Below are 12,835 nucleotides of genomic sequence, written 5' to 3'. Positions count from 1 at the left end.
CAACTGTCCGCTCGTTATGAAAAGGACTCGCCCGACCTTTCGGCCGGGCGTCATCTTCAAGACACAGGAACAGGGCCTCGAAGTCAAACCCAATTTGTCCGGGAACCGAACAAAGGTTGGAGAGACCTCAGACGATGCCGCCACCTCCACCGGATACGGCCGGGCGCTCATCGGCGACCTTGGCGCGATAGCCAGCGGCACGATAGGCCGAGACCGGATCGATGGCGGCGCCCTTTTCCAGCCGCGCCATGGCGAGGATCGGCTCGACATCGGTGCGGAAGGCCTGCTTCAGCGTCGCCGTCGCCATCAGCGCGTCATTGCCTTCCTGGAAACCTTCCAGCGCCTTGCGGTCGACCAGCAGGGCGGCTGCATAGGCACGCTGCACCTCCATCGCCGAAACCATCAGGCTTTCGATCGGGTCGGTCACATTGTGCGACTGGTCGAGCATGTGGGCAGGGTTGAAACCCCTGGGCTGACGCAGTTCCGCATCCACGAGCTCGTTGAAAACCAGGAACAGCCGGTACGGATCGATCGATGCCGTATCCAGGTCGTCGTCGCCATATTTCGAATCGTTGAAGTGGAAGCCGCCAAGCTTTCCGAACTGGATGAGTCGGGCAACGATCATCTCGATGTTGACGTTCGGTGCATGGTGGCCGAGATCGACGAGACAATAGGCCCTGTCGCCCAGTTCCTGGGCAATCATATAATTGGTGCCCCAGTCCTGCACGACCGTCGAATAGAAGGCCGGCTCATACATCTTGTGTTCGGTGAAGATGCGCCAGTCGTCCGGCAGAGCCTTGTAGACCGAGCGCATGGCGTCGAGATAACGTTCGAACTGCCGCGTGAAATTCGTCTGGCCCGGGAAGTTCGAGCCGTCGCCGATCCAGACCGTCAGGGCCTTCGAGCCGATCGCCTTGCCGATCTCGATGCATTCGATGTTGTGCTCGACGGCCTGCTGGCGCGTTGCGCCATCGGCGTTGCTCAGCGAACCGAACTTGTAGGAATGCGCCTGGTCGGCCTGGTCCTGAAACGTGTTCGAGTTCATGGCGTCGAAGCTCAGGCCGGTTTCCTCAGCCTTCGCCTTCAGATCGGCCGGATCGGCCTTGTCCCACGGAATATGTAGAGACACCGACGGCGTCGCCCCCGTCAGCTGATGGATGACGGCACAGTCGTCCATCTTGTCGAAAATGTTGCGCGGCTCCCCGGTACCGGGAAAACGGGCAAACCGGGTACCGCCGGTGCCCACGCCCCAGGACGGAACGGCCACACCGTAGGCGGCGACCTTCGCCTTCACCGCATCGATGTTGACGCCGCGGCGGGCAAGCTGCTCGCCGAGTGCCTTGTAATCGGCCTTCAGGGCCGCGGATGCGCTGTCATTGACGCGCGCGATGACGTCTTTTTCAATCATCTCGATCTCCTCCCAGTCGGTCCGAAACGGTGCTAGCGCGTGAACGCCTGCACATTGCCCGCGTCGACGTTGATGATATTGCCGGTCGACTTGGCGGACGCTTCCGATCCGAAGAAGTAGACGGCTTCGGCGATATCCTCGGGCAGGACCGAGCGCTTCAGCATGGAACGCTGGCGGTACATTTCCTCAAGCCCTTCCTTGTCCGTCTTGTAGGTCGAGGCGCGCTGGTCAAGCCATTCGCCGGACCAGATCTTGGAGCCACGAAGCACCGCGTCGGGATTGACGACGTTGACCCGGATACCCGCTTCCGCCCCTTCCAGAGCCAGGCAACGGGCCAGATGGATCTCGGACGCCTTGGCCGTGCAGTAGGCCGATGCATTCGGCGAGGCGGCAAGGCCGTTCTTCGAGGCGATGAAGATCATCGAGCCGCCCATTCCCTGCTTGCGCAGCATCTTGAAGGCTTCGCGCGCCACCAGGAAATAGCCCGTCGACAGGATCGACATGTTGCGGTTCCAGAGTTCGAGCGAGGTCTCCTCGACCGGCGCGGACGATGCAATGCCGGCATTGGAAACGACGATGTCAACGCCGCCGAACTGCACCGCCATTTCGCCATAGGCGCTGGCGACCGCAGCCTCGTCCGTCACATTCATGTCGACGGTGCGCACCACATCCTTCGAATAGGAAGCTGAGAGCTGCGCGGCCGTCTTTTCAAGTGCCGCCGCATCGATATCGGCCAGCACCACGCAGGCACCTTCCGAAAGAAGCCGAGCCGCCGTCGCCGAGCCGATGCCGCCGGCACCGCCGGTGACGATCGCCACGCGTCCGGCGAGGCTCTTCGGCTTCGGCATGCGCTGCAGCTTCGCCTCTTCGAGCAGCCAGTATTCGATGTCGAAGGCTTCCTGCTCGGGCAGACCGCAATATTCCGACACGGCGGACGCGCCACGCATGACATTGATGGCGTTGGTGTAGAATTCGCCGGAGATGCGCGCCGTCGCCTTGTCCTTTGCGAAGGTGATCATGCCGACGCCGGGCACCAGATAGACGATCGCGTTCGGATCGCGCATGGCCGGGCTGTTGTCATGCTTGCAGCGCTCGTAATAGGCCGCATAGTCCTTCCGATACTGCTCGACGCTCGGAGAAATGCCGGCGAGCGTCGCATCGATGTCCGGTTTCGCCGGGTCGAACTCGACCACCAGCGGGCGGATCTTGGTGCGCAGGAAGTGGTCCGGGCAGCTGGTGCCGAGGGCCGCGAGCGCTTCCATGTCCTTCGAGCAGACGAACTGCAGTACGGCATCGGAATCGTCGAAGTGCCCCACCATATGGACTTCGCCGGACACCATGCCGCGAATGGCCGGCATCAGGCTCGCAGCAACTTCCCGCCGCTGCTCGGCTTCAAGCGTTTTGTGCTTGACGCCGCCGAAAGCGGCTTTCCCGGCTGTTTCGGTTTCGAACCAGGCGATCGCCTGATTGATGATCTCGATGGTGAGGGCATAGCAATCTTCCGCCGTATCCGCCCAGGTGAACAAGCCGTGGCTTTCCAGGACGACCCCCTTTGCATTCGGGTTGTCCAGGCAGAACTTCTCGAGCCACAGGCCCAGTTCATAGCCGGGGCGCTTCCAGGGCAGCCAGCCGATATCGTCGCCGAAGATCGTCTGCGTCAGTTCGCGGCTGTTGGCGGAGGCGGCGATCGCGATGATCGCGTCCGGATGCATGTGGTCGACATGCTTCCTGGGCACATAGGCATGCAGCGGCGTGTCGATCGAGGCCGCCCGCGGGTTGAGATTGAAGGTGCAATGCGGCAGGTAGCCGACCATCTCGTCTTCGAATTCGACGCCGCGATAGAGGTTCTTCAACGCCCGCAGCTTGTCCATGTAGAGGGTCGAGAAACCGTCCATCTTGATGGTACCGACATCGCCGCCGGACCCCTTGACCCAGAGCACCTCGACCGTGTCGCCGGTCAGCGGATCCTTCTGCATCACCTTGGCCGACGTGTTGCCGCCGCCGTAATTCGTGACGCGCTTGTCGGAACCGAGAAGATTGGACCGGTAGAGCAGCAGTTCCGGCTCGCTCATCCCTGCAGCACGGCTGCCATCCCACAGATTTTCGAGCCGCGAACCGGCTTGCTTCTCCGCCATCGTTTCCTCCCTGCATCCATGCAGACCACGTGATTTTGATCTAGGGATGCCCCAAATACGGATGCCAGTCAATCATAAATGGTCAATAACAATCATATCGCAGTGCAATATGATTTATTTTGATTGATCTTGATTGACAGAATGACCGTTTGATGAAAGCATCATGATCAGGAGGAGCCCATGCACGAGAAGGAACGCCATCGCATCATTCTGTCCGCGGTCCAGGAAAAGCCTGTCGTGACCGTGGCCGAAATGGTCGACCTGACGGAATCGTCTGAAGCGACGATCCGGCGCGATATCGCGACGCTTCACGTGCAGAAGAAGCTGCGCCGGGTGCGTGGCGGCGCCGAGGCGATCAATCCGCCACAGTTTCCCGGCCTTGCCGGACGCCCCTTTTCCGTCAACGAAACGATCAACATCGCGCAGAAGCGCGCAATCGCCCTCAAGGCGGTCGAACTCTGCAATGACGGCGACCCGATCATCATCAACGGCGGCACGACGACCTTCCAGATGGTGCATCCGCTCGCCAACCGCCGCATGCAGATCTTCACCAACTCGTTTCCGATCGCCGAACATCTTCTGAAGCATTCGAAGAACACGATCATGCTGTCGGGTGGAGTCATCTACCGCGAGCAGAACATCATCTTGAGTCCCTTCGAGAACGACGTGACGCGCAACTTCTACGCAAAGCGGATGTTCATGGGCGCACAGGGCCTGAGCCACCTGGGACTGATGGAGGCCGACCCGCTTCTCATCCAGGCGGAGCAGAAACTCATCGACCAGGCGGACGAACTCGTCGTGCTGATCGATTCGTCGAAGTTCAGGAAGCGCTCGAGCCTCATCCTGTGCCGGCTGGAACGCATCACCACCATTATCACAGACAACGGAATTCGCGACGAAGACCGCCGCATGCTGGAGGATGCAGGCGTGTCGCTCATAGTCGCGGATAAGACTGCAAGGGAGCAGCCTTCGTCCGTGGCATGAGCCCGGGAAGGCAAATTTATCAGCAAGGGAGGACCAAGATGAGTCTGCTGAAGAAACTGGCAATGACCACCGCGATCGCCGCGGCAATGATGACCACCCAGGCCATGGCCGCCGAGCGGATCGCGCTCGTCGTCAAGTCGCTCGGCAACGGCTTCTTCGATGCCGCAGCCAAGGGCGCCGAGGAAGCAGCCAAGGAACTGGGCGATGTGGAAGTGATCTACACGGGCCCGACGTCGGCGACCGCAGAAGGGCAGATCGAGATCATCAACTCGCTGATCGCCCAGAAGGTCGATGCGATCGCGATTTCCGCCAACGACCCGGACGCCCTCGTCCCGGCCTTGAAGAAGGCCATGGACCGCGGCATCAAGGTGATCTCCTGGGATTCCGGCGTTGCCCAGGACGGCCGCATGCTGCACCTGAACCCGTCCGACACCAACCTGATCGGCGAAACGATCATCAAGCTCGCCGCCGACTACATGCCGGACGGCGGTGAAGTGGCAATCCTGTCCGCCGCCTCGACGGCAACCAACCAGAACGCCTGGATCGATGCCGCCAAGAAAGTGCTTCCGGAGAAGTTCCCGAACATCAAGCTCGACGCCGTGGTCTACGGTGACGACGATTCCGTCAAGTCCACCAATGAAGCCAAGGGCCTGATCTCCACCTATCCGAACCTCAAGGCGATCATCGCACCGACCACCGTCGGCGTCGTTGCCGCTGCACAGGTCGTCACCGACCAGAACCTGATCGGCAAGATCAACGTCACCGGTCTGGCGCTGCCGTCCGAATTCAAGAAGTTCATCGACAATGGCGCGTCGCAGGCCGTGGCACTCTGGAACCCGATCGATCTCGGCTACTCCGCCGTCTATCTCTCGGACCAGCTGATCAAGGGCAAGGAAGCCAAGCCGGGCGAAACCTTCTCGATCGGCAAGGTCGGCGAGATCAAGCTTGACGATACGAACTCGGCTGCCATGGCTGCGCCGTACACGTTCGACAAGTCGAACATCGAAAAGTTCTCCAAGATCTACTGATATCTGCGAGACACCGGCCGGCGGACCTCGTTCCGCCGGTCAGGTCCCCCTGTTTTCCGGCTGCCGAATGTTCGGCACTGCCGACGACGCTCCGATTTCCCGCGCGATGACCATGCACACCACAAAGCAACCAAAGATCACGCTCTCGGGCATATCGAAGAGCTTTCCGGGCGTCCGCGCACTGCACCGCGTCGCGCTCGATCTCTATCCCGGTGAAGTGACCGCGCTGATCGGCGAGAACGGCGCCGGAAAGTCGACGCTGGTCAAGACCATGACCGGCATCTACCAGCCGGACGACGGTGAAATCCGCGTCAACGGCCGGCCAGTGACGCTCGCCTCGCCGCACGCCGCCTTCCAGGCCGGCATCACCGCCATCCATCAGGAAACCGTCCTTTTCGACGAATTGTCGGTGGCCGAGAACATTTTTGTCGGCCATGCGCCGAAGACCCGTTTCAGGATGATCGACTGGCACGCGATGAACAAGCGCGCTCGCACGCTGCTTGAAGATATCGGCGCCGGTCATATCCACCCGGAAGCCCGGCTGAAAGACCTGAGCATTGCCAACAAACACCTCGTCGCCGTTGCCCGCGCACTGTCGATCAACGCCGAAATCGTCATCATGGACGAGCCGACGGCGGCGCTGTCGCACAAGGAAATCCAGGACCTGTTCGCACTGGTCGAACTGCTGAAATCACAAGGCAAGGCAATCCTGTTCATTTCGCACAAGTTCGACGAGATCTACCGGATCGCCGACCGCTACACCGTCTTCCGCGACGGCGAGATGGTCGGACACGGCCTGCTCAAGGACACCTCGCAGGACGAGATCGTCAGGATGATGGTCGGTCGGGCCGTCGATCAGGTCTTCCCGAAGAAACCGGTCGAGCCGGGCCGCGAAGTGCTGCGGGTCGCCGGCTACTGTCATCCGACGGAATTCGCCGACATCGGATTTTCGCTGCGTGAGGGGGAAATCCTCGGCTTCTACGGTCTGGTTGGCGCCGGTCGCAGCGAATTCATGCAGGCCCTCTTCGGCATCACCAGGCCGTCGAAGGGCGCCATCAACATTGACGGCCGGGTCGCCGTCATCCGCTCTCCCGCCGAAGCGGTCGCCCATGGCATCGTCTACGTGCCGGAAGACCGCGGCAAGCAGGGCGCCGTGACCGGCATGCCGATCTATCAGAACATCACCCTGCCCTCCCTGTCGTCGACATCGAAGAACGGCTTCCTGCGCCTCGCCGAGGAATTCAGGCTGGCGCGCGAATATGCCGAGCGGCTGGACTTGCGCGCTGCATCCCTCGACCAGAATGTCGGCAATCTTTCCGGCGGCAACCAGCAGAAGGTCGTCATCGCCAAATGGCTGGCGACGAAGCCGCGGGTCATCATCCTCGACGAACCGACCAAGGGCATCGACATCGGCTCCAAGGCCGCCGTTCATGAATTCATGAGCGAACTCGCCTCGCAGGGCCTCGCCGTCATCATGGTCTCCTCCGAACTGCCGGAGGTCATGGGCATGAGCGACCGCATCATCATCATGCGCGAGGGCCGCATCGTCGCCGATTTCGACAATAACAAGGAGCTGAAACCGGAGATGCTGGTCCGTGCGGCAGCAGGCATTGGAGAAGCCGCATGAAGTCCCTGTTCCGCTCGCGCGAAATCTGGCTGCTGCTCGTCATCGCCGCGATGATCTTCGCAACCGACCTGCGCGCCCCCGGCTTTGCATCCCTGCCGCGGCTTGAAGACATCCTGGAGGATTCCTCGATCCTCGCCATCCTGGCGCTCGGCCAGATGATCGTCATCCTGACCCGCTCCATCGATCTGTCGATGGCATCGAACCTCGCTTTGTCCGGCATGATCGTTGCCTTGATCAACCAGTATTACCCTGGCGTTCCGGTACCGGGTCTCATGGCGATTGCGACGCTGTCAGGCCTGCTTCTCGGCGCCTTCAACGGCCTCTTCGTCTGGCGTCTGGGCATCCCGGCCATCGTCGTCACGCTTGGCACGCTCACCATCTATCGCGGCGTCATCTTCCTGATTGCCGGGGGACAGTGGGTGAATGCCGATGCCTTCACGCCGGATTTCGTCGCGCTGACCCGCATCGAAATGCTCGGCCTGCCGCTGCTGATCTGGTATGCCGTGGCGATCATCGCCGCATTCTACGTGCTGATGACCCGCACATCGCTGGGCCGTGCATTCTACGCCATAGGCGTCAATCCGACGGCGGCAGTTTATGCCGGCATCAATGTCGGCAAGACGACCTTCTGGGCCTTCTGTCTGTCCGGCCTTCTGTCCGGCTTCTGCGGCTATCTCTGGGTGTCGCGCTATGTCATCGGCTCGGTGGAAGTCGCCAAGGGCTACGAGCTGACCATCGTCGCCGCCTGCGTCATCGGCGGCATCTCGATCTCCGGCGGGGTCGGCAATGTGGCCGGCGCCGTCCTCGGCTCGCTGTTCCTCGGTGTCATCAACGTGGCGCTGCCCGTCATCAACATCTCGCCCTTCTGGCAGATGGCGATTTCCGGCGCAGCCATCATCCTGGCAGTGGTGCTGAACAGCCGTGGTGAAAAGCGCGGCGCACGACTGATCCTCAAGAATGCGGAGAGTGCATAAGTGACCGAGATATCGCACGAAACCAGGTTCATACCCGATCGGCTGGAAAAGCCCTGGCGCTCGGCTTTCTTCTCCTGGCCGACACTGCTTCTCGCCGTGGGCGTGATCCTTTTCATCGTCAACTCCTTCGCCTCGCCCTATTTCCTGTCGCCCTGGTCGCTCTCGGATGCGACCTTCAACTTCACGGAAAAGGCGCTGATCGCGCTTGCCATGGCCTTGCTGATCATTGCCGGTGAGATCGACCTCTCGGTCGCGTCCATCATCGCGCTCGCATCGACGATGATGGGCCTTGCCCTGCAATATGGCGTCGACACACCCGGCCTCGTCTCCATCGGCATCGTCACCGGCATCGTCTGCGGCATGTTCAACGGCTTTCTGGTCACCGGTCTCGGCCTGCCGTCGATCGTCGTCACCATCGGTACGATGAGTTTCTTTCGCGGCATTTCCTACATCATCCTTGGCGACCAGGCCTTCAAAGGCTATCCGGAAAGCTTCGCGTTTTTCGGCCAGGGCTATGTCTGGTGGGTGTTCTCGTTTGAATTCGTGCTGTTTCTCGTCTTCGCGCTTCTCTACTACGTGCTCCTGCACCGCACCAATTTCGGCCGCCACGTCTTTGCCATCGGCAACAATCCGGTCGCAGCCCAGTTCTCGGGCATCCGCGTGCAGAGGGTCAAATTCCTGCTGTTCTGCCTGACCGGCATCATGTCCGGCATCGCGGCCGTGCTGCTCACCTCGAGGCTGGCCTCCACTCGCCCTTCGATCGCCGTCGGCTGGGAACTGGAAGCCGTCACCATGGTCGTGCTCGGCGGCGTTTCCATCCTCGGCGGAGCCGGAACCATTCAGGGCGTGGTGATCGCCGCCTTCATCATGGGCCTCGTCACCTTCGGTCTCGGTCTCCTGAACGTGCCGGGCATCGTCATGTCGATCTTCATCGGTGCACTCTTGATATTCGTCATCGCCCTGCCGATCGTCTATCGCAAGATCAAGGAGCGGCGCGCATGACCAGCGACACGATGGAAAAGCACGCCTTCAAGATGTTCCTGAACCCCGGCATGACGGCGGAATACAAGCGCCGCCATGACGAGATCTGGCCGGAACTGGTGGACCTTCTGCACAACGCCGGTGTCTCCGACTATTCGATCTTTCTGGACGAGGAAACGAATGTGCTGTTCGGTGTCCTCTGGCGGCGCAAGGACCATAGCATGGCCGATTTGCCGAACACGGCCGTCATGCAGAAATGGTGGGCCCATATGGCCGACATCATGGCGACCAACGAAAAGAACGAGCCGATCGCCATCGACCTGACGCCCGTCTTCCACATGGACTGACGCCATGGCCCACACCGCCGTCATCGATATCGGCAAGACCAACGCCAAGGTGGCGCTGGTGGACATGGACAGTCTCGCCGAAATATCCGTCGCCCGCCGTCCGAACACCGTTCTCGCCGGGCCACCCTATCCGCACTACGACATTGACGGCCTGTGGACCTTCATCGTCGACGCCCTGAAATCGCTGCAGGCCGATCACGGCATCGATGCGATCACCGTCACGACCCATGGCGCATCGGCGGTCCTGCTCGACGCGAGCGGCGATCTGGCCGCACCCGTCCTCGACTATGAGCACGACGGCCCGGACAGCCTCGCCGCAGACTATGATGCCGTGCGTCCGGTCTTTGCCGAAACCGGTTCGCCGCGCCTGCCGATGGGCCTTAATCTCGGGGCGCAACTCTTCTGGCAATTCCACACCTGGCCGGAGATGAAAGCCAGGACAGCGCGGATCCTCACCTATCCGCAATACTGGACCTATCGGCTCTGCGGCGTCGCCGTCAACGAAGTCACCTCGCTCGGCTGTCATACCGACCTGTGGCACCCGAACGCCCGTCGCTTTTCCTCGCTGGTCGAGCGCGAAGGCTGGACAGACCTGATGGCGCCGCCTGCGCGGGCAACCGACCGGCTCGGCACCATCCTGCCGGATATCGCCGCCTATGCCGGCTTGGCACCCGAGACGCCGATCTACTGCGGCATCCACGATTCCAACGCCTCGCTTTACGCCCATCTTGCGGAGCGAGCGGCGCCGTTCGCCGTCGTTTCGACCGGCACCTGGGTCATATCCATGGCGATCGGCGGCGACAGCGGCCATCTCGATCCCGCCCGCGATACGCTGGTCAACGTCAACGCGCTGGGCGATCCCGTCCCTTCCGCCCGTTTCATGGGCGGACGCGAATTCGAACGCCTGATCGGCGCCAGCTATCAGCCCGCCACCGATACCGAAATCGACAGGGTGCTGGACGACAGCGTCATGCTGTTTCCCGCAGTCGAGACGCAGTCAGGGCCCTTCCAGGGCTGGACCTTCTCCTGGAGTTGCGACGAGAACCAGATGGCTCCTGGGGAACGCCACGCCACGGTCTCCTTCTATCTCGCCTTGATGACGGCGACCGGCCTTGCGATCACCGGCGCGACCGGCCCCGTCCTCGTGGAGGGACCGTTTGCCGCCAATGCCGCCTATTGCGCCATGCTGGCATCTGCGACGGGACGCCCGGTGCATGCGGTTTCCGGCACCGGCACGAGCGGCGGCGCCGCATTGCTGACCGGACGGCATGTCCACGAGAAGGCGAAGGAAACCGGCCGCCGATATCTGCCGGAGACCGACATGACCGATTACGCGGAACGCTGGAAAGCTGCGGTCAACGCGGAGGCCTGACGTCGACAGGATTCATCGCGGCAGGCAAGGCTGCGCATATCGGCTGCAGTGAAATATTTTTGCATGAGCTTTGGACGATTGCGCAGACCCATAATCCAGAGTTTACAGAGCGGCGCCAAGAAACAGGTACGGATTTGGCCCAATTGAAAAGACAAAAAGAAAAATATTTTCATTGATGTAGAGACGAATTCTTGCCCTTCGGGTGCAGACATTCCGGGCAAACTGAACTATCTAGCCTCTGACACTTGAAACGCCGATGCCGAAATTTCACGGGCGGATTGAATGACGCCGCATCGTGGTTTTCCGGCGGCCAGGGCAGCAGGTTTCTTGAGGCCGACGGCCCCTGAACAGCCCTGGGAAGGAAACAGGAACCAGGAGGATGCCCCGATGCTGAAGGTCGAGACACGTCACGCCATTCACCCCGAACACGCCAAGTCCATGGACACGCAAGCGCTGCGGAAGAACTTCCTCGCAGAGGGCATATTCGCCGATGGCGAGATCCGCCTGATCTACACCCACTACGACCGCTTCGTCATGGGCGGCGCGGTACCGGCCGGCAAGTCGCTGACGCTCGACCACGTGGACGAGACAAAGACGCCCGGCTTCCTCGACCGCCGCGAAATGGGCATCGTCAACATCGGCGACGCCGGCACGGTCGTTTCCGACGGCAAGACCTACGAGATGGCGCGCGGCGACGTCCTCTATCTCGGCATGGGCTCGGGCCCGGTCACCTTCAGCGGCGCCGGACGCTTCTACATCACCTCCGCGCCGGCACACCGCACCTTCCCGTCCAAGCTCGTCACGCTGGCCGATTGCCTGGAAGTGAAGATGGGTGACGTGGAAAATTCCAACAAGCGCACCATCAAGCAGTTCATCCACCCGAAGGTCATGGAAAGCTGCCAGCTGATCCTCGGATACACCTCGCTCGAGGACGGCTCCGTCTGGAACACCATTCCCTCGCACATCCACGACCGCCGCATGGAGGCCTATCTCTACTGGGGCATGGACGAGAAGTCCCGCGTGCTGCACCTGATGGGCGAGCCGCAGGAAACCCGCCACCTCTTCATCGGCAACGAGGAAGGCGCAATCTCGCCGCCATGGTCCATCCATTCCGGCGCCGGCATCGGCAAATACACCTTCATCTGGGCGATGGCAGGCGATAATGTCGACTACACCGACATGGACTTCATCCAACCTATGGACCTGCGCTGATGCTCAACCTTTTTTCTCTCGAGGGCCGCAAGGCCCTGGTCACCGGCGCCAATACGGGCATCGGACAGGCTATCGCTGAAGCCATGGCCGCCAGCGGTGCTCATGTTGTCTGCGCCGGACGCCGCGCCTGTGATGAAACCGTCGCCAGTATCGAAAAGGCCGGAGGCACGGCCGAAAGCCTGCTGATCGACTTCGCCGACCCGTTGGCCGCCAGAGACATCTTCAAGGATGCCGGCTTCGACCTGCTCGTCAACAATGCCGGTATCATCCGCCGCGAGGATGCCGTCAATTTTTCCGAACAGGATTGGGACGACGTGATCGACACCAATCTGAAGGCCTTGTTCTTCACCTGCCAGGCGTTCGGCCGCGAACTGATCGCAAAAGGAAAGCCGGGTGCGATCGTCAACATCGCCTCGCTCCTGAGCTTCCAAGGCGGTATCCGCGTTCCGTCCTACACGGCCTCCAAGCATGGCGTGGCCGGCGTCACCAAGGGCCTTGCCAACGAATGGGCGAAGTTCGGCATCACGGTCAACGCGATCGCTCCGGGCTATATCGTCACCAACAACACGGAAGCCCTGCGCAACGACCCGGAGCGATCCAAGGCGATCCTCGATCGCATCCCGGCCGGCCGTTGGGGCGAGGCTGAGGACATCGCCGGCACCGCGGTCTACCTCTGCTCGCGGGCGGCGAAATACGTGACCGGCGCGGTTCTGAACGTCGACGGCGGCTGGCTGGCGCGGTAGTCGCTCGGCTTCGTCGACAAGGGT

Annotated in this window: 11 protein-coding genes; 9 read left to right on the top strand and 2 right to left on the bottom strand. The window is 61.4% G+C overall.

The window, feature by feature from the left end:
• Positions 1–127 precede the first annotated feature (127 nt).
• Positions 128–1,408 (bottom strand): L-rhamnose catabolism isomerase, encoded by a 1,281-nt coding sequence (gene rhaI / locus NN662_RS01775; protein WP_261928601.1) that lies wholly within the window; start codon positions 1,406–1,408, stop codon positions 128–130.
• A 32-nt stretch (positions 1,409–1,440) separates the two neighbouring features.
• On the bottom strand, positions 1,441–3,543 hold the full coding sequence (locus NN662_RS01770; protein ID WP_261928600.1) for a bifunctional rhamnulose-1-phosphate aldolase/short-chain dehydrogenase: 2,103 nt from the start codon (positions 3,541–3,543) through the stop codon (positions 1,441–1,443).
• A 180-nt stretch (positions 3,544–3,723) separates the two neighbouring features.
• Here NN662_RS01770 and NN662_RS01765 point away from each other — a divergent pair, with 180 nt between their 5' ends.
• The 9 genes from NN662_RS01765 to kduD all read left to right on the top strand — a co-directional run bounded on the left by NN662_RS01765 (position 3,724) and on the right by kduD (position 12,811).
• Positions 3,724–4,527: a DeoR/GlpR family DNA-binding transcription regulator gene (locus NN662_RS01765; RefSeq protein WP_261928599.1), complete on the top strand. Its 804-nt coding sequence runs from the start codon at positions 3,724–3,726 to the stop codon at positions 4,525–4,527.
• Positions 4,528–4,565: 38 nt separating this feature from the next.
• Complete coding sequence (gene rhaS, locus NN662_RS01760) at positions 4,566–5,555, top strand: rhamnose ABC transporter substrate-binding protein (protein ID WP_261928598.1); 990 nt, start codon at positions 4,566–4,568, stop codon at positions 5,553–5,555.
• 67 nt (positions 5,556–5,622) lie between these two features.
• Positions 5,623–7,182 (top strand): sugar ABC transporter ATP-binding protein, encoded by a 1,560-nt coding sequence (locus tag NN662_RS01755; RefSeq protein WP_410010894.1) that lies wholly within the window; start codon positions 5,623–5,625, stop codon positions 7,180–7,182.
• Positions 7,179–8,156: an ABC transporter permease gene (locus NN662_RS01750; protein WP_261928597.1), complete on the top strand. Its 978-nt coding sequence runs from the start codon at positions 7,179–7,181 to the stop codon at positions 8,154–8,156. Before NN662_RS01755 ends, NN662_RS01750 begins: the two co-directional genes overlap by 4 nt.
• The gene (locus tag NN662_RS01745; RefSeq protein ID WP_261928596.1) at positions 8,157–9,158 is read left to right on the top strand and encodes an ABC transporter permease; all 1,002 of its coding nucleotides are present in this window, start codon (positions 8,157–8,159) and stop codon (positions 9,156–9,158) included.
• Positions 9,155–9,484: an L-rhamnose mutarotase gene (rhaM, locus tag NN662_RS01740; protein ID WP_261928595.1), complete on the top strand. Its 330-nt coding sequence runs from the start codon at positions 9,155–9,157 to the stop codon at positions 9,482–9,484. The genes NN662_RS01745 and rhaM overlap by 4 nt, the downstream gene beginning before the upstream one ends.
• Before the next feature lie 4 nt (positions 9,485–9,488).
• Positions 9,489–10,856, top strand: a complete 1,368-nt coding sequence (locus NN662_RS01735) for an FGGY-family carbohydrate kinase (protein WP_261928594.1) — start codon at positions 9,489–9,491, stop codon at positions 10,854–10,856.
• A gap of 387 nt (positions 10,857–11,243) precedes the next feature.
• Positions 11,244–12,068, top strand: a complete 825-nt coding sequence (gene kduI, locus NN662_RS01730) for a 5-dehydro-4-deoxy-D-glucuronate isomerase (RefSeq protein WP_261928593.1) — start codon at positions 11,244–11,246, stop codon at positions 12,066–12,068.
• Positions 12,068–12,811 carry a 2-dehydro-3-deoxy-D-gluconate 5-dehydrogenase KduD gene (kduD, locus tag NN662_RS01725; RefSeq protein ID WP_261928592.1) on the top strand — a complete coding sequence of 248 codons (744 nt, stop codon included), beginning with the start codon at positions 12,068–12,070 and terminating at the stop codon, positions 12,809–12,811. Before kduI ends, kduD begins: the two co-directional genes overlap by 1 nt.
• Positions 12,812–12,835 lie beyond the last annotated feature (24 nt).

Source organism: Rhizobium sp. NRK18 (assembly GCF_024385575.1).
Classification (GTDB): Bacteria; Pseudomonadota; Alphaproteobacteria; order Rhizobiales; family Rhizobiaceae; genus JANFMV01.
The sequence above is the reverse complement of the archived record's forward strand: the minus strand, read 5'-3'. Positions and strand labels throughout refer to the sequence as shown.

What these genes read in the sequence shown, in the direction of transcription:
- NN662_RS01735 (WP_261928594.1), top strand. Translation starts at nt 9,489, where the DNA reads ATGGCCCACACCGCCGTCATCGATATCGGCAAGACCAACGCCAAGGTG.
- rhaI (WP_261928601.1), bottom strand. Translation starts at nt 1,408, where the DNA reads ATGATTGAAAAAGACGTCATCGCGCGCGTCAATGACAGCGCATCCGCG.
- NN662_RS01770 (WP_261928600.1), bottom strand. Translation starts at nt 3,543, where the DNA reads ATGGCGGAGAAGCAAGCCGGTTCGCGGCTCGAAAATCTGTGGGATGGC.
- rhaS (WP_261928598.1), top strand. Translation starts at nt 4,566, where the DNA reads ATGAGTCTGCTGAAGAAACTGGCAATGACCACCGCGATCGCCGCGGCA.
- NN662_RS01765 (WP_261928599.1), top strand. Translation starts at nt 3,724, where the DNA reads ATGCACGAGAAGGAACGCCATCGCATCATTCTGTCCGCGGTCCAGGAA.
- NN662_RS01750 (WP_261928597.1), top strand. Translation starts at nt 7,179, where the DNA reads ATGAAGTCCCTGTTCCGCTCGCGCGAAATCTGGCTGCTGCTCGTCATC.
- NN662_RS01755 (WP_410010894.1), top strand. Translation starts at nt 5,623, where the DNA reads ATGTTCGGCACTGCCGACGACGCTCCGATTTCCCGCGCGATGACCATG.
- kduI (WP_261928593.1), top strand. Translation starts at nt 11,244, where the DNA reads ATGCTGAAGGTCGAGACACGTCACGCCATTCACCCCGAACACGCCAAG.
- kduD (WP_261928592.1), top strand. Translation starts at nt 12,068, where the DNA reads ATGCTCAACCTTTTTTCTCTCGAGGGCCGCAAGGCCCTGGTCACCGGC.
- rhaM (WP_261928595.1), top strand. Translation starts at nt 9,155, where the DNA reads ATGACCAGCGACACGATGGAAAAGCACGCCTTCAAGATGTTCCTGAAC.